This window comes from Stenotrophomonas sp. SORGH_AS_0282, from assembly GCF_030818125.1.
GTDB classification, from domain to species: Bacteria; Pseudomonadota; Gammaproteobacteria; order Xanthomonadales; family Xanthomonadaceae; genus Stenotrophomonas; species Stenotrophomonas rhizophila_A.
On sequence record NZ_JAUTAB010000001.1, the window covers coordinates 1858831 to 1874982 of the forward strand.

Consider the following 16152-nt stretch of genomic DNA (forward strand, 5'->3'; position numbering starts at 1 on the left):
GCGCTGGGCCTGGCCGGTCGCGCCTTCGCCACGCACCCGGAGAAACCCATGACCACGCTGCTCATCCGCAATGCCCGCATCACCACGCTGGACCCGCGCCTGCCGCAGGCCGACGCACTGGCGGTGGTGGACGGGCGCATCGCCGCGATCGGCGCCGAAGCCGAGGTGCGCGCCGGACTGGCCGAGGCAACGGTGATCGACGCGGGCGGCCGCCGCCTGGTGCCCGGGCTCAACGACAGCCACACGCACCTGATCCGTGGTGGCCTCAACTACAACCTGGAACTGCGCTGGGACGGGCTGCGCTCGCTGGCCGACGCCATGGCCATGCTCAAGGCGCAGGTCGACATCACGCCGGCTCCGCAGTGGGTGCGGGTGGTGGGCGGATTCACCGCCGAGCAGTTCGTGGAGAAACGCCTGCCGACGCTGGCCGAGCTCAACGCCATCGCGCCGGATACGCCGGTGTTCCTGCTGCACCTGTACGACCGCGCGCTGCTCAACCGCGCCGCGCTGCGCGCCTGCGGCTACGACAAGACCACGCCGGACCCGCCGGGCGGGCAGATCGTGCGCGACAGCCTGGGCAATCCCACCGGGCTGCTGCTGGCCAAGCCCAACGCACTGATCCTCTACGCGACGCTGGCCAAGGGGCCGCGCCTGCCGATCGAGTACCAGGCCAACTCGACGCGGCATTTCATGCGCGAGCTGAACCGGCTGGGGATCACCTCGGTGATCGATGCCGGCGGTGGCTTCCAGAATTACCCCGAGGACTACCAGGTCATCGAGCAGCTGCATCGCGACGGTGAACTCACGGTGCGCATCGCCTACAACCTGTTCACCCAGAACAAGGGCAAGGAAGCGCAGGACTTCCAGCACTGGAGCGAGATCCTGGCCCCGCGCCAGGGCGACGACCTGCTGCGCCACAACGGTGCGGGCGAGATGCTGGTGTTCTCCGCGGCCGACTTCGAACTGTTCAACGAGCCGCGACCGGAACTGCCGCCGGGCATGGAGCCGGAACTGGAGGAAGTGGTCAAGCTGCTGGTGGAAAAGCGCTGGCCGTTCCGCATCCATGCCACCTATGACGAGAGCATCGACCGCATCCTGGATGTGTACGAGCAGGTCAACCGCGAGATCCCGTTCGATGGCCTGCACTGGTTCATCGACCACGCCGAAACCATCACCCCCCGCAACATCGAGCGCATCCGCGCGCTGGGCGGTGGCCTGGCAATCCAGCACCGCATGGCCTACCAGGGCGAGGCGTTCGTGCAGCGCTACGGCGCCGACGCCGCACGCCACACGCCTCCGGTACGGCGCATGCTGCAGGCCGGCGTTCCGGTCGGTGCCGGTACCGACGCCACCCGCGTGGCCAGCTACAACCCGTGGGTGGCGCTGTCCTGGCTGGTCACCGGTCGCACCGTCGGCGGACTGGCGCTGTATGGCGAAGAGAACCTGCTCGAGCGCGAAGAGGCGCTGCGGCTGTGGACCCAGGGCAGTGCCTGGTTCTCCGGCGACGAGGGCCGCAAGGGCACGCTGGCGGTCGGCCAGCTGGCCGACTTCTGCGTGCTCTCGTCGGACTTCTTCGCGGTGGACGATGCCGGCATCGCCGATATCACCAGCGTGCTGACCGTGGTCGGCGGGCGGGTGGTGCACGGCGATGGCGACTTTGCTCCGCTTGCGCCGACCCTTCCTCCGGCGATGCCGGACTGGTCGCCGGTGAACCGCTTTGGCGGGTACCACGTGGGCGGTGCCGCCACCGGCCTGGTCGCGCATGCGCACGCCCACGGCGGCGCCTGCCGCACCCACGGCCACGGCCATGCAACGGCGCACCCGGTGCCGACCGACGCGCCCACTGCGTTCTGGGGCGCACTGGGATGTTCGTGCTTCGCGTTCTGAGCCTGGCGTTGGCGACGGCACTGCCGTCGCTGGCATCTGCCTGCACACCTGGCGATACCGGTCGCTGCATCGCGCTGGACGGCGGCGGCGACGTGCAGGTGGATGCCTCGCTGCGCCTGCGGGGCATGTATTACGACCCGACCCGGTTCGGCATACAGGGTAGAGAGGACGGATACGGCCTGCTGCGCGCGCTGGGGTCGGTGGCGGCGCACCGCGGTCGCTGGGATGGGCTGGTGCAGCTTGGCGTGCACGCAGAGCAGGGGCGCGCCGGCGGGCCCGGCGGCACCGACCAGGGCGCGCTCGACCTGCAGCAGGGCTTCGTGCGCTGGCAGGGCGACCATGCAACGTGGCAGCTCGGCCGGCAGGAGGCCGCTTATGGCAGCTCGCGCCTGCTTTCGGTGCGCGATGGGCCCAACATCCGGCTGGCGTTCGATGGCGTGCGCGGGCGGTGGCAACAGGGCGCACTGAAGCTCGACGTGATGGCGCTGCGCCCGGTCGACAACCGCAGCGGCGCCTTCGATGACCGCGGCGACCGTGGCCAGTACCTGCTCGGCAGCTACGCCACCTGGCAGCCTGGGCGGCCGGGCACCGGCATCGACCTGTACGTGCTCGACTACGGTCGCGATGGCGCACGCTTCGCCAGCGCGGTCGGCGACGAACGCCGTACCTCGCTCGGCACGCGCGCCTTCGTGCTGCAGCCACGCTGGGACGCCAACATCGAGCTGGTCGCGCAGCGCGGCACCCTGTCGCGTGCCCAGGGCAACCTGGCGATCCGCGCCTGGACGCTGGCCACCGACAGCGGGCTGCGCTGGCCCGCGCGGCGCTGGCAGCCGCGGCTGGGCGTCAAGCTGGACATCGCCAGCGGCGACCAGGACCCCGGCGATGGCCGCTTGAACACCTTCAATGCGATGTACCCCAAGTCTGCGTACTTCAGCGAAGCCAGCCTGCTGGCGCCGGCCAACCTGATGGACGTGCAGCCGACGCTGACGTTGACCCTGCGCCCCGGCCTGACCACCGACATCGGCTGGCAGCTGGCGTGGAAGCACCGCCGCAGCGACGCGGTCTACACCACGCCGGCGCCACTGGCCGCGGTGCCGGGCACGGCCGGCACGCCGCGTCGCATCGGCCAGCAGTACAAGTGGGAAACCAGCTGGGAGGCCAGTGACCACTGGACCTGGAAAGGCCAGCTGGCCTGGTTCGAGGCCGGTCCCGGCCTGCGCGCGGCCGGCGGCCGCGACACCCTGTTTGCATCGGTAGTAGGAGCATGGCAATGGTAAACACACACGAAGACGCGGCCCCCGGCGCGTGGTCGCCGCTGAAGATCCGGCTGTTCCGCGCGATGTGGCTGGCCATCCTGGGCAGCAACGTCGGCACCTGGGTCAATGACGTTGCCGCCGCCTGGGTGATGGCCGAGCGCACCGGATCGCCGCTGATGGTGGCGCTGGTGCAGTCGGCCACCACGGTGCCGGTGGTGCTGCTGGCGCTGGTCGCCGGCACGTTGGCCGACATCGTCGACCGTCGGCGCTACCTGCTTTTCACCCAGGGCTGGATGCTGCTGGTGGCCGCCACGCTGGCCACCCTGACGGCACTGGGCATGCTCACGCCCCCGCTGCTGGTCCTGCTGACCTTCGCGATGGGCTGTGGCGCGGCCATGGCGATGCCGGCACAGGCCGCCATCGTGTCCGAGCTGGTGCCGCGGCCGATGCTGGCATCCGCGGTGGCGTTGAATTCGATCGGCATCAACATCGCGCGCTCGCTCGGCCCGGCCATCGGCGGCCTGATCGTGGCGCAGCTGGGCGCGGGGTGGGCGTTCGGCCTGAACGCACTGAGTTTCGCGGCCATGCTGTGGGTGCTGTTCAACTGGAGACCCGATGCGCTTGCCTCCGCCTTGCCGCCGGAAGGCTTCGGTGCCGGGCTGCGCGCCGGCGTGCGCTACGCGTTGCGCGCCGGCCGCCTGCAGGCGGTATTGATCAAGTCGGCCGGATTCTTCTTCTTCGCCAGCGCGGTGACCGCGCTGCTGCCGCTGGTGGTACGCAGCGAACTGCACGGCGGGGCAGGCACGTACGGGCTGCTGCTGGGCTGCATCGGCATCGGTGCGGTCAGCGGCGCGCTGGTGCTGCCGAGCCTGCGTGCACGGCTGGACCGTGACCTGCTGGTGCTGCTGGCCACGCTGGCCTGCGCGCTGAGCCTGTTCGGGCTGGCCTGGCTGCGGCACATGGCGCTGTTGCCGCTGGCGATGCTGGTGAACGGGTTTGCCTGGATCACGGTGCTGTCCTCGCTGCAGATCGCCGCGCAGACCGCGGTGCCGGCGTGGGTGCGGGCGCGCGCGCTGTCGCTGTACATCATGGTGTTCTCGCTGGGCATGGCTGCCGGTGGGCTGAGCTGGGGCAGCATCGCCCAGCGCACCTCGATTCCGCTGGCGCTGACCATCGCGGCGGTGGGCGCGGTGATCGGCGGGTTGCTGGTGTGGCGCGTGCGCATCGCCGGCAGCGAGGAACTGGACCTGCGCCCGGCCGGGCATTGGCCCGCGCCCGAGCTGGCGGTGCCGGTCACCCACGACCGCGGCCCGGTGCTGGTGACGGTGGAGTACCACATTGATGACGCCGACCGCGCCGCGTTCCATGCCTTGCTGGGTGAGCTCGGCCGTACCCGCCGCCGCGATGGCGCGGTGATCTGGGGCGTGGCCGAGGACGTGGCCACGCCGGGCATCCACCTGGAATATTTCGTGACCCCGTCCTGGATCGAGCACCTGCGCCAGCATGAGCGGGTCACCGCTGAAGACCGGATCCTGCAGGAGAAGGTCAGGGCGCTGCACCGCAACGAGCATGCGCCGATCGTGCGTCATTTCGCAGGCGGCACCGGCGCCTTGAAGGCGTTGCAGCACGGTCACGAGCATCCGGCATTGGGTTGATGGCATCTTCTTAACCGCAATGCGCGTATGGTCGGTGCTCTTTGAGCTGGAGTGGATGCATGCGCTGGATCGTGTTGTTGGCCGCCTTGGCCATGCCGTTGGTGGCGTGGTTGTCCCAGACCGGTCAGTTCGGCCCGACCAACGGTGCGATCTCCGACCGCTATCCCACGTTGCTGGTCGCGGCCGGCTATGCGTTTTCGATCTGGGGCCTGATCTTCCTGTGGGACGTGGCCTTCGGGCTGTGGCAGCTGCGCCAGCGCCGGCCCGATGACAATGCCAGCGTGCGCGGCTGGGCCGCCGCCGGGTTCGCGCTGACGGCGGCGTGGATGCCGGTGTTCTCCAACCAGGCGTTTCTGCCGGCGCTGGCCATCATCTGGCTGGCGCTGGTGTGCCTGCTGGTTGCCGCGGTACGCGCGGCGCCGGCCACCGCCAGTGCCGGCCAGCGCGCTTTCGCGGCCTATCCGCTGGCGCTGCACGCGGGCTGGCTGACCATGGCCGCCTTCCTCAACACCGCCCAGGTGATCGTGGCCTACCAGTGGCTGCCGACCGGCGACATGCTGTCGTGGAGCGTGGTGCTGCTGGCGCTGGCCACGCTGCTCGCATGGGTGATGAATTACCGCCTGCGTGGGCACTTCGCCTACCCGGCGGCGGTGATCTGGGCGCTGGTGGGCGTGTACATCAAGCAATCCGGCTGGCGCCTGCCGGGTGCCGATACCGTTGCGGTGCTGGCGCTGGCCGTGGCCGCGCTGCTGGTGCTGCAGACCCTGCTGCTGCGCACCCGGGCCTGGCGCGCACCGCGCGTGGGCGTGGTCGCCGCACACCGCCATCGTCGTTGATACAGGAGATTCGCATGCGCGCTGCATTGCATGAACAGTTTGGTGACCCGACCGTCGTCCTGCATGGCGGTGAGGCCGCCACGCCTGAACCCGGTGCGGGCGAGGTGCGCATCCGCACCGTGCTGGCGCCGATCCACAACCATGACCTGTGGACCGTGCGCGGCCAGTACGGCTACAAGCCCGAGCTGCCTGCCATCGGCGGCAGCGAAGGCACCGGCGTGATCGACGCGCTGGGCGAGGGCGTGACCAGCCTGCAGGTCGGGCAGCGGGTCAGTGCGGCGTCGGTGCATGGCACCTGGGCCGAGCAGTTCATTGCGCCGGCGCGGATGGTGATCCCGATGCCGGACAGCATCAACGATGAAACGGCCGCGCAGCTGATCGCCATGCCGCTCAGCGCGTTGATGCTGCTGGAATTCCTGCAGGTGGAAGCCGGCCAGTGGATCGTGCAGAACGCGGCCAATGGTGCGGTCGGCAAGGCATTGGCGATGCTGGCCAAGGCGCGTGGCGTGCACTGCGTGAACCTGGTGCGGCGCGATGCGGGCGTGGCCGAAATGGCGGCGCTGGGCATCGACAACACGATTTCCACCGCGCAGGCGGACTGGCTGGCGCAGGTGCAGGCGCGGGTAGGCGAGGGTGCGGCGGCGGCGGTCGATTCGGTCGGCGGGCGTGCCAGCGGCGAGTTGCTCGGGCTGCTGGGCGAGGGCGGCACGCTGGTGTCGTTCGGCTCGATGACCGGCGAGCCGATGCAGCTGGGCTCGGGTGACGTGATCTTCAAGCAGGCCGTGGTGAAGGGCTTCTGGGGCAGCAAGGTGAGCCAGAACATGGCCCCGGAGAAGAAACGGGCGCTGGTGGGCGAGCTGCTGAAGCTGGCCGCCACGGGCGGGTTGAGCCTGCCTGTAGATGCCGTGTTCGGGCTGGATCAGGTAGCCGAAGCGGCGAAAGCCAGCCTCGAACCGGGCCGCAACGGCAAGGTGCTGCTGCGCCCGTAACGGCGTGGCATCACACCCGCAGCGCGTCGATCACCACGCGCAGCGCGCTGGAGGACTGCCGGCGGCTGGGGTAGTAGGCGTGGAAGCCGTCGAACACATCGCACCAGTCCTGCATCACCCGTTGCAGGCGCCCGGCCGCGATGTCCTCCAGCACCATGTCTTCCAGCAGGTAGGCCAACCCGGCGCCGGCCAGTGCGGCGCGGTGCATGGCGATGCTGCTGTTGAAGGTCCACTGGCCCTGTACGCGCACGTTGACGTTCTGCTCGTCCTTGCGCAGGTCCCACACCATCAAGCCGCCATGGGTGGGCAGGCGCAGACCGATGCAGTCATGCGCGGCCAGGTCGCCCGGCCGTTGCGGTGCGGCGTGGGCGCGGAAGTACGCCGGACTGCCGACGATCGCCATCCGCTGCGGGCCGGTGACCGGCACGGCGATCATGCCCTGTGCGACCCGTTCACCGAGCCGGATGCCGATGTCGTAGCGCTGTTCGACGATATCGGCCAGCCCGTAGTCGATGGTCAGTTCCACCTTCAAATCAGGGTAGCGGGGTAGTACGTGGGCCAGGCGGGGCCACACCACCGTGTTGGCCACGTGTTCGGACGCGGTGATGCGGATGGTGCCGGCCGGGTGGTCGCGGTATTCCGCCACCGCCGCGATTTCTGCTTCGATTTCCTCCAGCCGCGGTGCCACGCTCAGGTAAAGACGCTCGCCGGCCTCGGTCATCGACACGTTGCGGGTGGTGCGGGTCAACAGCCGCACCCCGAGCCGTTCCTCCAGTGCGCGCACGGTATGGCTGAGCGCGGACTGCGAAACACCCAGCTGCGCCGCAGCGCGGGTGAAGCTGCGCTCGCGCGCCACGGTCACGAAGACCTGCAGATCGTTGAAGTTTTCGCGGGCCATGAGGGCAGCGGAGGCGCATGACGGTCATGCCGGCCCATGATGGCCGGGAGCCACGGCGATTGGTAGGGGCGTGGGGGGCAGGCTAAAATCGCAGTTCTTCCGTGACAACCGCGAGCCCCTCCATGAATGACACCCGCTTCTATCCCATCGGTACCCCCGGCCAGCCCTGGGGCGCTGCAGAGAAGGCGGAGTGGCGGGCGCGGCAGTTGCCGGTGCGGCGCTATGCCGACGACGTGCTGCCGGTGCTGGACCAGCTGCGCGCCCAGTTCGAGGTGGTCCAGTACGGCACCCTGGAGTACGCACCGGACCGCTACCCGCTGTTTGCCGTGCGCAGCCGCGACTGGAACCCGGCGCTGCCGTCGGTGCTGGTCACTGGTGGCGTGCACGGCTACGAAACCAGCGGCGTGGAAGGCGCGCTGCAGTTCCTGGCCACGCGTGCGGCCGACTACGCCGGGCGTGCCAATGTGCTGGTGGCGCCGTGCGTGAGCCCGTGGGGCTACGAGCGCTTCCAGCGCTGGAATGCCGATGCGACCGACCCGAACCGCTCGTTCGTGGCCGACAGCCCGGCGCAGGAATCGGCGGCGCTGATGGCGCTGGTGGCACCGTTGCGTGATGGCATGGTGCTGCACATCGATCTGCACGAAACCACCGACAGCGACGAAAGCGAGTTCCGCCCGGCGCTGGCCGCGCGCGATGGCAAGCCGTTCGCCCCGGGCCTGATTCCCGATGGCTTCTACCTGGTGGACGACACCGAAAACCCGCAGCCGGCGTTCCAGCAGGCGGTCAATGCGGCGGTGGAGCAGGTGACCCACATTGCCCCGGCCGACGACAAGAACGAAATCATCGGTTCGCCGGTGGTGGCGCCGGGCGTGATCGAATATCCGCTGAAGAAGCTGGGGCTGTGCGCCAGCATCACCGGCGCGCGCTTCACCACCACCACCGAGGTGTATCCGGACAGCCCGCGTGCGACCCCGCAGCAGTGCAACGATGCACAGGTGGCGGCAGTGTGCGCGGCAATCGATTACGCGCTTGCCCATTGATTGAGCGTTGCAGGCACGCAGGGCGTGGTCCTACGCCTTCACCCAGCGTGCGGTGATGCCGACCAGCAGCAGGGCAGCGGCCACCAGGCAGAAGGCCGTTACCAGGCTGCTGGCCTGGGCGACGAAGCCGATCAGGGCCGGGCCGGCCAGCACGCCTGCGTAGCCCAGCGTGGTGATGGCGGGGATGGCCAGGCTTTCGGGCATGGTCTTCTGGTTGCCGGCCATGGAGAACAGCGCCGGCACGATGTTGGCGCAGCCCAGGCCGATCAGTGCGTAGCCGAGCAGGGCCGGCAGCAGGGTGCCGGCAAAGGTGGCGATGCCGAAGCCGGCCGCGGCCACGATGCTGCCCAGCAGGATCGCGCGCAGGCGGCCGAGTTTCGCCACGATGCCGTCGCCGACCAGGCGGGTGAGGGTCATGGCGATGGCGAAGGTCATGAAGCCCAGGCCGGCGAGGTCCGGCGGCACCTGCTGCACTTCATGCAGGAACACCGCGCTCCAGTCGAGCATGGCGCCTTCGGCAAGGAAGGCGACGAAACAGAGCACGCCGATCGCCAGCACCACGCCATGCGGGATCGCAAACACCGGCGCGCCGCTCGGCGCGCGGTCACGCCGCCAGTACGGCACTGAAACCGCCAGCACCACCACCATCGCCATCGAGGCCAGCACGCACACCCACAGCGGTGGCAGCCGCAGCGCGAGCAGCGCGGTCATCGCCGCGGCCCCCACCGCACCGCCGATGCTGTAGAAAGCGTGGAAGCCGGACATCATCGGCCGCCCGCTGTCGCGCTCCACCATCACCGCCTGGATGTTCATGGTGCAATCGCAGGCGCCCACACCGGCGCCGAACACGAACAGGGCCAGGCCCAGTGTCCACGGCGAGGGCGCGACCGCCAGCAGCGGCAGGCTGGCCATCACCATCAGCAGGGTGGCGATCATCACCGCGCGGCAGCCATGGCGGGCGGCCAGGATGCCGGCCAATGGCATCGCCAGCAGCGAACCGGCGCCCAGGCACAACAGCACCAGGCCCAGCGATCCTTCATCCAGCCCGGTACGGGTTTTGGCGAACGGCACCAGGGGTGCCCAGGCGGCGGTGGCGAAGCCGGGCAGGAAAAACGCCGCACGGGTGGCGTGCTGTTCGGCGCGCGTGCCGCGCGCGGAAAGAGCGGAGTCGATCATCAAGGCAGCCTCAGTACGGCGCAGCGCGCTGGATATCGACGCCACGACGCGCGAATGCCGCCACCTGCGCGTCAGGAGCATCGTGCTCGATCACCAGCAGGTCGATCTGCTCGACCCCGCCCACGCGGTAGGCGGCCTGCGTGCCGAGCTTGTCGTTAGTGGCTACTGCAACGCAGCGGCTGCTCGCCGCCAGCACTGCCCGCTTGAGAGGGGCTTCTTCGCCATCGATGGCCCACAGGCCCGCCTCGGCATCGACTGCGCAGGTGCCGATGAAACAGACATCCGCGCGCAGCCCGGCCACCGTCTCCAGCGTCTGCGCACCGATGCAGGCGCCTGCGCGGGGATCCAGCCGCCCGCCGATCAGGGTCACCTCCATCCCGCCGCGCGCCAGCAGCGCCAGGGCGATGTCGGGGGCATTGGTGATCACATGCAGGCCCTGCTGTTGCGGCAGGCACGCGGCGATGGCGCTGTTGGTGGAGCCGGCATCGAGCAGGATGCGCTCGCCCGGGCGGATACACGCGGCGGCGGCCAAGGCCAGCGCGTGCTTCTGCGCCGGCTGCTGCGCGTGGCGTGCGGGGAGGGGCGGGAATTCCACTGCCGCCGGCAGCGCACCGCCGTGGACTTTCCGGCAGAGCCCCTGGCTGGCGAGTTCGCGGAGGTCGCGTCGGATCGAGTCCTCCGACACCTCCATCTGCAGCGCGAGCTGGGCCGAAAACACGCGACCCTGTTCGCGCAGCAGGCGCAGTATGGTCTGTTGGCGTTCGCCGGGTAGCGTGTCGGGAGTCGTCATGCGCGAACTGTACCTGATTCAGTGCGCGAATGTGCATGAATGTGCGTGATAGGGCGTGTATGCGCGGTTGCGGTTCAGTCCAACCGCTGCAGCTCCGGCGTGACCAGCGCCGCCATCCAGTCCATGAAGGCGGCCACCCGGCGTGGCAGATGTCGTCGCTGCGCGTACAACAGGGTCACCGGCATGGGCTCGGCCACGCACGCCGGCAGCACTTCCACCAGCGTCCCCGCGGCCAGCGCCACGCGCGCACCCAGCCGTGGCACCTGGATGATGCCCAGCCCCGCCAGCGCCGCGGCACTGTAGGCCTCGCCACTGTTGACCGTGATCGCGCCGCGCATCGGCACACTGCGGTAGGTCTGGCCGTCGTGGTACTCGAAGCCCGGCGAGCGCTGGCCCAGCGTGCCCACGTAATGCACCAGCGCATGGTGGGAGAGATCCTCCAGCGAGTACGGCATCCCCCGTGCAGCCAGGTACGCCGGGCTGGCGCAGTTGACGATGTGCATCACCCCCAGCGGGCGCGCCACCAGCGTGTTGTCGTCCAATGGGCCGACCCGGACCACGCAGTCGAAGCCTTCGCGGACCAGGTCGACGCGGCGGTCGGTGCCGCTCAGCTCGATTTCCAGTCCCGGGTGCCGGGCCAGGAAGTCCGGCAGGTGGGGAATCACCAGCTGCCGGGCCAGCCCGCTGGACATGTCCACCCGCAGCCGGCCCTTGAGCTGGGTGTCACGGCGGAACATGCCCTGCAGATCCTCCATGTCGTCCAGCAGGTCGCGGGCGCGCTGCTGGAACTGCGCGCCGTCGGCTGTCAGCCGCACCCGGCGGGTGGTCCGGTGCAGCAGCTGCACGCCCACTTCCGCTTCCAGCCGCTGCACGGCCAGCGACACGCTGGCCTTGGGCAGGCCCAGCTGCTCGGCAGCGGCGGTGAACGAGCCCAGTTCGGCAACACGCAGGAAACTACGCAGGTGGTCGAGGCGGTCCATGGATTGTTCGCTCTGGCTGGACAGTCAAATCAGGATCGCGCGGTTTATGTGATGGCGCAATGCCAATAGTCTGGCGTCACACCTCACCCAGGAGCACCCCATGTCCCACTCCACCTCACGCGTTGTCCTGATCACCGGCGGCAGCCGCGGCCTCGGCCGCAATGCCGCCCTGGCGCTGGCGGCCGACGGTGCCGACATCCTGCTGACCTACCGCCGCCGGGCCGATGCGGCCGACGCCGTGGTCGCCCAGATCCAGGCGCTGGGCCGACGTGCCGCCGCGCTGCCGCTGGACATGGCGGACAGCGCCGGCTTTGCCGGCTTCGCCGAGGCCGTGCAGGCGCAACTGCAGGCCTGGGGCGCGGCCGGCCTGCAGGGGCTGTTCAACAACGCCGGCGAAGGCCTGTATGCCGGTTTCGCCGACACCACGCCGGCCCAGTTCGACGAGCTGGTCGCCGTGCACCTGAAAGGGCCGTACTTCCTGACCCAGGCGCTGCTGCCGCTGATCGCCGATGGTGGCCGCATTCTCAACGTGTCCAGTGGCCTGGCCCGCTTCTCGCTGCCGGGCAGTTCGGCCTACGCGATGATGAAGGGCGGCATCGAAGTCTTCAGCCGGTACCTGGCCAGGGAACTGGGCGCGCGCGGCATCAGTGCCAACACGCTGGCACCGGGCGCGATCGAAACCGACTTCGGCGGCGGGCATGTGCGTGACAACGCCGACATCAATGCGATGGTGGCCGGCAACACCGCGCTGGGTCGCGCAGGGCAGCCGGACGATATCGGGCCGGTCGTCGCCGCGCTGCTGTCGCCGCGTACGGGCTGGATCAACGCGCAGCGCGTGGAAGCGTCGGGCGGCATGTTCGTCTGAGTGCGAAAGCGTCGCATTCGCGCAAGACGGTATGATGGGCGGCCTTGTCGCCCCTGCAGAGACTGTCTTGCGCGCTTCCGTACCGTTGCACCCGATGGGCCGTGTGTTTGCCGTTGTCGCCTTGTTCGAGGCGTTTACCTGGGCCGGGCTGCTGGTCGGCATGTACCTGAAGTACCACGCCGCCGAGCCGACCACCGCCGGCGTGGCGCTGTTCGGGCCGGTGCATGGCGTGGCCTTCATGGTCTACGTGGTGGTCACCGTGCTGGCGGCGGTGAAGCTGCGCTGGCCGTGGTGGGCCGCCGGCCTGGCGCTGCTGGCAGCGGTGCCGCCGCTGGTGACGCTGCCGCTGGAAGGGTGGTTCAAGCGGCGTGGCCTGTTGTCCACGCAGCTCACCACCGATAGCTGAGTCCCAGCTGCGCGCTGCGCTGGAAATAGCCCTGGCCCTGCTGCAGCGACAACCCGCCCCACGCGCCAAACCCGTTGGCGAACACCAGCGAGGCGCCGGCACTGAATTCGCCGCGGTTGCGCGGAATGCGCGCATCCACCCGCTCATCATCCATGCGTACGCGCGCGTCCGCGCCGGTGCGGATCCAGTGTGCGGCGATGTACGGCTGCACGCTGGCCGCCAGGCCGTCCCACCGGGTCACGCCGGAAAGGCGGACACCCACGCGGCCGAAGGTGCCGTTGGCGTCCTCGGTGGTGACCAGGGTGCCGTTCTGTTCAAGATGGCGCACATCGTTCCAGCGCGTGTAGCCCACCTGCAGCTGCGGCTCGATGAACACGCCGCCGTGTTCGCCGCGACCGAGGCGGAACGCGTGGCCGGCTTCCAGCGCGCCCTGCCAGGCGCGGGTGTCGTAGCGTTCGGTGGCCAGCGCGGCGCCTTCCACCCGGTTGGAGAAGCGCGCGTGCTGCAGCGAGCCGTCCAGGTAGAAACCGGTGTACGGGTCGCCATCGCCGGCGGTACGCCAGGTGGCATACACGCCCAATGCGGCCCCGCGCACCTTGCCGCGCGCGTAATACCCGGTCAGCGCGCTGGTGGAGGTGCTGGACGCATTGCCGCTGGACAGCATCACCCCGAAGCCGCTGCCCTGCGGGGTGCGCAGCAGATCGGTACCCACGCTCAGCGCCTGGCTGCTGCCGTGCACGTCGAGCTGGCGGCTGTCGGCATCGAAGCGCGAACGCGCGCCGTCCACGCGCACCCAGGCACGCCCGCTGTTCTGGCCCGCGTGGCGCTCGTGATAGCCGAGCCGGAACATGCCTTCGGCAGCCTGCAGGTTGGCCAGGTACGCGCCCGGTTCCGGCCGCAGCACCGGCACCGGCTCGGGGTCCACGCACTCGGGCAGGGTGGGATCGATCGCGCACGGGTCCGGTTCCGGATCCACGCAGCCCGGCGCCGTCGGATCGATCAGGCAGGGATCGGGTTCCGGATCGACACAGCCGGGCTGGGTCGGGTCGGCGTCGCACGGGTCGGGCAGTTCCGAGCGCAGGTACCAGTTGCCATCGGCAGCGCTCTTGAACAGGAAGTACTCGTACTGGCCGCCCACCGCGCGCCCGGCAAGGTCGAAGGTGCCGTTGGACGCACCGCCGATCTCGATCAGGCTGATGCCCTGGCTGGTCTGCGCCCCGGCGCCGCCCACGTTGTTGACCCGTACGTTGGTCTGGCCGCTGGTACCACCCTCGATCAGCAGCCGGTCGGATGACGCGTCGTCGCCGGCCAGTACCGTGTTGAACAGCAGCGTGCCGCCGTCGCCGACGTAATTGCCGGCGACCTGCAGGGTGTTGAAGGTGGTGCCGTCACCCAGCGCCAGCAGCGAAGCGCCGCTCAACGACAGGTCCTGCACCGTGCTGTCGCCGGTCAGTCGCCATTGCGCGTCGGTCAGCGACACCGTGTTGCCGTTGACGATCGCGCCGGTCAGCGATGCGCCTTCGCCCAGTGCGATGTTGACCTCGGCGCTGCTGGTCCCGCGGGTCTGCCCGATGATGTCGCCGACCAGCGCGGAGGCCACTACCTCCAGGTTGGCCGTAGCGCCTGACCCCACCTGCAGGATCACGCCGTTGCCGGCCTCGACGGTGGAGCCGTTGGCGATGCGGAGGTCGGCATTGCCGGACTGCGGCATCACAATCGCCGGGCCGGTGGTCGAGACAAGGCGCGACTGGTCCACCACCACGGTGCTGGTGCCGGCCGCGCTGCCGGTGATCGACAGGGCACTGTTGCTGCCCTCCAGGGTGCTGCCCTGCGACACGACCAGCGTGGCATTGTTGAGCGCCACGCCCACGCCGTTGTTGGCGCCGCTGCCGCTGCCCGCCGTGCCACGCACCTGGCTGCCTGCCAGGGTGAGGCTGGCGCCGCGCGTGACGGTGGCGCCGGTGGTGCCGGTGACTTCGGAGCCCGACAGCGTTGCGACAGGCCCGGCCGTGCCGGTGCCGACCATCGACAGCGCGGTGCCGCTGGACGTGATCGTCGAGGCGTCCATGACCAGCTCGCCGCCGGTCATGGCCACCCCGGCCAGCGAGCCCGACAGCGCGCTGTTGCTGACGCGGGCGGTGCCGCCGGCCATCTCCAGCCCGTAGCCGAGCGCGCCACTGGCGCTGCCATCCGAGCTGGCCTGTACGTTGTCCAGCACCAGCAGTGCACCATCGTCCACCTGCAGCGCTTCGCCGCCGGCGGTAACGGTCGTGTTGGTCAACGTGAGTTCGCTGCCGTCGCCGGTGGCGCTGAAGCCGCGCCCGGCGGAAGTGACGGTGACCGCGTTGATGCCCATGGTGCTGCCGGACGAGACCCCCCGCCAGCGTCGGCGAAGGGAGAGGTGAAGGTCATCGTGCCGCCGTTGATGTCGGCGCTGCCGCCGTTGGCAACGCGGATCCCGAACAGCCCGCTGATGTCCACGTCAGTGCCGATCACGCGCGCGTTGTCGACCTGGGTAGGGCCTGCCAGGCCACCGGCGGCGATGGTGAGTTCGGCGCCGTCGGACACGGTCCAGTCCTCACGCAGGTCGCCGGGCTGGATGGTGTGCGTGCTGCCGGGGCCGGTGAGCGTGGCTGCTGCTGCAGCAAGGGGCAGGGTCGCGAGCGTCACGGCGATGGCCGTAACGAGCATGCGGCGCGGGCCGCATGGGGTAATGGCTGTCATGACTGGACTCCGAAACGGAACTGGGTGGACCGCACGACCCCCGTAGCACCACAACGTCGTACCAGGATCAGCGAGGGACCGAATCCTCCGGTCCAAAGGCCGCTGTATCCATGCAACATCTTGTAGGCGTCATCTATCACTACCGCCTGTTCAGCATGAGCACGTCTATGTGGGGCTCGCGTGAAGGCGGAGGTGCTATTTCCAGGGCAGCCCGCGCAGCTGCAGGGCGCGCTGGTGCATCAGCTCGGCGTGCAGGCGCACGTAGTCCTCGTCGGTGAACGCCTGTGCCATCGGTGAGCGTGCGGCCTCTGCGGCCACGCGTGCGCGCGCTTCGTCGAGATCATCGCTGCGCAGGGCGAGGTCGGCCATCACGATCACCTTGCCGGGTTGCACTTCCACATAGCCACCGGACACGTACACGTGCAGCGGCGGTTCGGGCGTGAGCGGATACGCCGACACCATGCCTTCGCGCAGCGTGCCCAGCAGCGGTGCGTGCCGGGCCATTACTCCGAAGCGGCCATTGCTGCCCGGCATGCTCACCTCGCGCACCTCGCCGTTCCACAGTTCACCGGCCAGGCTGAGGATCTGCAACGAGAAGCCCTGTGCGTCGGCAAGCAGCGCGGGCAGGGGAGGTGACGCCATGGGGAATG

The 16152-nt window shown here is 69.6% G+C and carries 15 protein-coding genes; 8 read left to right on the forward strand and 7 right to left on the reverse strand.

What is annotated here, in order from left to right; genetic code table 11:
• Positions 1-48: 48 nt before the first annotated feature.
• The 5 genes from QE395_RS08280 to QE395_RS08300 are packed head-to-tail and all read left to right on the forward strand — an operon-like array spanning position 49 to position 6623.
• Complete coding sequence (locus QE395_RS08280) at positions 49-1887, forward strand: amidohydrolase (protein WP_176472667.1); 1839 nt, start codon at positions 49-51, stop codon at positions 1885-1887.
• Complete coding sequence (locus tag QE395_RS08285) at positions 1866-3164, forward strand: alginate export family protein (protein ID WP_095363914.1); 1299 nt, start codon at positions 1866-1868, stop codon at positions 3162-3164. The genes QE395_RS08280 and QE395_RS08285 overlap by 22 nt, the downstream gene beginning before the upstream one ends.
• Positions 3158-4798: an MFS transporter gene (locus tag QE395_RS08290; protein ID WP_249832592.1), complete on the forward strand. Its 1641-nt coding sequence runs from the start codon at positions 3158-3160 to the stop codon at positions 4796-4798. Before QE395_RS08285 ends, QE395_RS08290 begins: the two co-directional genes overlap by 7 nt.
• A gap of 59 nt (positions 4799-4857) precedes the next feature.
• Complete coding sequence (locus QE395_RS08295; protein ID WP_249832591.1) at positions 4858-5634, forward strand: hypothetical protein; 777 nt, start codon at positions 4858-4860, stop codon at positions 5632-5634.
• Between the two features lie 14 nt (positions 5635-5648).
• The gene (locus tag QE395_RS08300) at positions 5649-6623 is read left to right on the forward strand and encodes a zinc-binding dehydrogenase (protein ID WP_249832590.1); all 975 of its coding nucleotides are present in this window, start codon (positions 5649-5651) and stop codon (positions 6621-6623) included.
• Between the two features lie 10 nt (positions 6624-6633).
• Here the strand turns inward: QE395_RS08300 and QE395_RS08305 are convergent, their stop codons facing one another.
• The gene (locus QE395_RS08305) at positions 6634-7521 is read right to left on the reverse strand and encodes a LysR family transcriptional regulator (RefSeq protein WP_210132668.1); all 888 of its coding nucleotides are present in this window, start codon (positions 7519-7521) and stop codon (positions 6634-6636) included.
• 122 nt (positions 7522-7643) lie between these two features.
• Between QE395_RS08305 and QE395_RS08310 the strand changes: the two genes are divergently transcribed.
• Positions 7644-8561: a M14 family metallocarboxypeptidase gene (locus tag QE395_RS08310; RefSeq protein ID WP_249832589.1), complete on the forward strand. Its 918-nt coding sequence runs from the start codon at positions 7644-7646 to the stop codon at positions 8559-8561.
• 30 nt (positions 8562-8591) lie between these two features.
• On the opposite strand, the gene QE395_RS08315 is transcribed toward QE395_RS08310, so the two are convergent.
• The 3 genes from QE395_RS08315 to QE395_RS08325 all read right to left on the reverse strand — a co-directional run bounded on the left by QE395_RS08315 (position 8592) and on the right by QE395_RS08325 (position 11507).
• On the reverse strand, positions 8592-9737 hold the full coding sequence (locus tag QE395_RS08315) for an MFS transporter (RefSeq protein WP_306988453.1): 1146 nt from the start codon (positions 9735-9737) through the stop codon (positions 8592-8594).
• A gap of 10 nt (positions 9738-9747) precedes the next feature.
• Positions 9748-10527: a DeoR/GlpR family DNA-binding transcription regulator gene (locus tag QE395_RS08320; RefSeq protein ID WP_249832587.1), complete on the reverse strand. Its 780-nt coding sequence runs from the start codon at positions 10525-10527 to the stop codon at positions 9748-9750.
• Between the two features lie 74 nt (positions 10528-10601).
• Positions 10602-11507, reverse strand: coding sequence for a LysR substrate-binding domain-containing protein (locus QE395_RS08325; RefSeq protein ID WP_249832586.1), 906 nt, complete (start codon positions 11505-11507; stop codon positions 10602-10604).
• A gap of 100 nt (positions 11508-11607) precedes the next feature.
• On the opposite strand from QE395_RS08325, the gene QE395_RS08330 reads away from it, so the two are divergent.
• Together QE395_RS08330 and QE395_RS08335 are read left to right on the forward strand one after the other, a co-directional pair.
• Entirely contained in the window at positions 11608-12372 is a 765-nt protein-coding gene (locus QE395_RS08330) for an SDR family oxidoreductase (RefSeq protein ID WP_249832585.1), read from the forward strand.
• Between the two features lie 31 nt (positions 12373-12403).
• Positions 12404-12778, forward strand: a complete 375-nt coding sequence (locus tag QE395_RS08335; RefSeq protein WP_176472662.1) for a DUF3817 domain-containing protein — start codon at positions 12404-12406, stop codon at positions 12776-12778.
• Here QE395_RS08335 and QE395_RS08340 read toward each other — a convergent pair.
• The 3 genes from QE395_RS08340 to atpC all read right to left on the reverse strand — a co-directional run bounded on the left by QE395_RS08340 (position 12762) and on the right by atpC (position 16144).
• Entirely contained in the window at positions 12762-15134 is a 2373-nt protein-coding gene (locus QE395_RS08340) for an autotransporter outer membrane beta-barrel domain-containing protein (RefSeq protein WP_306988457.1), read from the reverse strand. The two genes, QE395_RS08335 and QE395_RS08340, sit on opposite strands and share 17 nt — an antisense overlap.
• Positions 15056-15502, reverse strand: coding sequence for a hypothetical protein (locus tag QE395_RS08345; RefSeq protein ID WP_306988459.1), 447 nt, complete (start codon positions 15500-15502; stop codon positions 15056-15058). The genes QE395_RS08340 and QE395_RS08345 overlap by 79 nt, the downstream gene beginning before the upstream one ends.
• Positions 15503-15697: 195 nt before the next feature.
• Positions 15698-16144: an ATP synthase F1 subunit epsilon gene (gene atpC / locus QE395_RS08350; protein WP_249832583.1), complete on the reverse strand. Its 447-nt coding sequence runs from the start codon at positions 16142-16144 to the stop codon at positions 15698-15700.
• Positions 16145-16152 lie beyond the last annotated feature (8 nt).

Coding starts and splice junctions, on each gene's coding strand:
- QE395_RS08280 (WP_176472667.1), top strand. CDS start 49: ATGACCACGCTGCTCATCCGCAATGCCCGCATCACCACGCTGGACCCG.
- QE395_RS08285 (WP_095363914.1), top strand. CDS start 1,866: ATGTTCGTGCTTCGCGTTCTGAGCCTGGCGTTGGCGACGGCACTGCCG.
- QE395_RS08290 (WP_249832592.1), top strand. CDS start 3,158: ATGGTAAACACACACGAAGACGCGGCCCCCGGCGCGTGGTCGCCGCTG.
- QE395_RS08295 (WP_249832591.1), top strand. CDS start 4,858: ATGCGCTGGATCGTGTTGTTGGCCGCCTTGGCCATGCCGTTGGTGGCG.
- QE395_RS08300 (WP_249832590.1), top strand. CDS start 5,649: ATGCGCGCTGCATTGCATGAACAGTTTGGTGACCCGACCGTCGTCCTG.
- QE395_RS08305 (WP_210132668.1), bottom strand. CDS start 7,521: ATGGCCCGCGAAAACTTCAACGATCTGCAGGTCTTCGTGACCGTGGCG.
- QE395_RS08310 (WP_249832589.1), top strand. CDS start 7,644: ATGAATGACACCCGCTTCTATCCCATCGGTACCCCCGGCCAGCCCTGG.
- QE395_RS08315 (WP_306988453.1), bottom strand. CDS start 9,737: ATGATCGACTCCGCTCTTTCCGCGCGCGGCACGCGCGCCGAACAGCAC.
- QE395_RS08320 (WP_249832587.1), bottom strand. CDS start 10,527: ATGACGACTCCCGACACGCTACCCGGCGAACGCCAACAGACCATACTG.
- QE395_RS08325 (WP_249832586.1), bottom strand. CDS start 11,507: ATGGACCGCCTCGACCACCTGCGTAGTTTCCTGCGTGTTGCCGAACTG.
- QE395_RS08330 (WP_249832585.1), top strand. CDS start 11,608: ATGTCCCACTCCACCTCACGCGTTGTCCTGATCACCGGCGGCAGCCGC.
- QE395_RS08335 (WP_176472662.1), top strand. CDS start 12,404: ATGATGGGCGGCCTTGTCGCCCCTGCAGAGACTGTCTTGCGCGCTTCC.
- QE395_RS08340 (WP_306988457.1), bottom strand. CDS start 15,134: ATGGGCATCAACGCGGTCACCGTCACTTCCGCCGGGCGCGGCTTCAGC.
- QE395_RS08345 (WP_306988459.1), bottom strand. CDS start 15,502: ATGACAGCCATTACCCCATGCGGCCCGCGCCGCATGCTCGTTACGGCC.
- atpC (WP_249832583.1), bottom strand. CDS start 16,144: ATGGCGTCACCTCCCCTGCCCGCGCTGCTTGCCGACGCACAGGGCTTC.